Origin of the sequence: Mesorhizobium sp. M0633 (assembly GCF_040320645.1) — a bacterium.
In the GTDB taxonomy this organism is placed as follows: domain Bacteria; phylum Pseudomonadota; class Alphaproteobacteria; order Rhizobiales; family Rhizobiaceae; genus Mesorhizobium.
Genome location: NZ_JAMYQC010000111.1, coordinates 1 through 1,207, shown reverse-complemented (window position 1 = coordinate 1,207; position 1,207 = coordinate 1). Strand labels below are relative to the sequence as shown.

The following is a 1,207-nucleotide window of genomic DNA, read 5'->3' as shown; positions in this document are numbered from 1 at the left end:
TTGGACACCTCGAACTACCGGCATTTCCAGAGTGGGTGGTGCGACAATGAGGTTGCGAACAGCCTGGCGCGCGGCGGGGGCTGGATTTCGGTCGTTGGGGCTGATGCTGGTTGCCGATTTCGGCATCGCGGCGGCGTTTGCCGCCGCTCTCGCCGTCAGGCGAACGCAGTTCGCCCTTGGTGCCAGACGAAGCGGGTGAGATTGTAGGCGAGGTTGGCCATGCCGATCTTGGTGCAGGCGCGAGCGATGCCGATCGTGCGGACAAACAGGCCCATGCGGGATTTCTGCTGCGCGAAGACGTGCTCGACGAAAGCGCGGATCTTTGAGCGCCGGCCATTGGCCCGTGCCATCGCTTCGCTCATCGGCCGGCCTTTCGGCTTCTTGTGATGAATGTCGGAGACGTAGCCGTTCTTGTCCAGCCACGCCTCATTCTTCTTCGAGCGATAGGCGGTGTCGGCCCATACCGTCGAGCCGGTGTTGTTCTTGTCCAGCACGTTGCGAAGCTGCGCCCCGTCCCAAGCCGAGGCGCCGGTGACGTTCCAGCCGCGGATGAAGCCGTGGCGACGATCGATCGAGGCATGGTTTTTGTAGCCGAAGGCGGGAACGGCGATATCGCGCTGCTTCGTCTTTCCCTCCTCATCGGCCTTGGCCTTCGAGAACTTCACGGTCCAGCGCGCGTCCCGGTCCTTCTGGCGCAGCTTGGCTGGTTTCTTCTGCCACTCGTCCGGCACCTTTCCTGCCTTGATGTCAGCCTTTTCAGCATCGGAATTGCGTTGCTTCGGCGCCGCCACGATCGTGGCATCCACGATCTGGCCACCCATCGCCAGATAACCGGCCTTGGTGAGGTGCTTGTCAAAACGGGCGAACAGGTTGTCCACCGCCCGGGCCTGCGTGAGGTGCTCCCTAAACAACCAGATCGTCTTGGCGTCGGGCACCTTGTCGCCGAGCCCCAACCCGAGGAAACGCATGAAGGAAAGCCGGTCTTGGATCTGAAACTCGGTCTGATCGTCCGAGAGACTGTAGAGCGCCTGCAGAACCAGGACCTTGAACATCATCACCGCATCAAAGGGCGGCCGGCCGCCTTTGGCGCCATCGGAGCGCTTCAGCGCCTTGGCCAGCGGTTTCCGGAAAACCTCCCAAGGCACCACCGCGTTCAGCTTCTCCAGTGGATCGCCGGCCGCGCTCAGCCGGACATAACGCTCGTCAA

The 1,207-nt window shown here is 62.4% G+C and carries 2 protein-coding genes; one reads left to right on the top strand and one right to left on the bottom strand.

What is annotated here, in order from left to right; all coding sequences use genetic code 11:
* On the top strand, positions 1–199 hold a 199-nt coding region (locus tag NKI47_RS34880; protein ID WP_352596367.1), incomplete at its 5' end, for a hypothetical protein.
* Here the strand turns inward: NKI47_RS34880 and NKI47_RS34875 are convergent.
* Positions 156–1,207, bottom strand: a 1,052-nt coding sequence (locus tag NKI47_RS34875) for an IS5 family transposase (RefSeq protein ID WP_352596364.1), incomplete at its 5' end; no start/stop codon positions are given. The genes NKI47_RS34880 and NKI47_RS34875 overlap by 44 nt on opposite strands.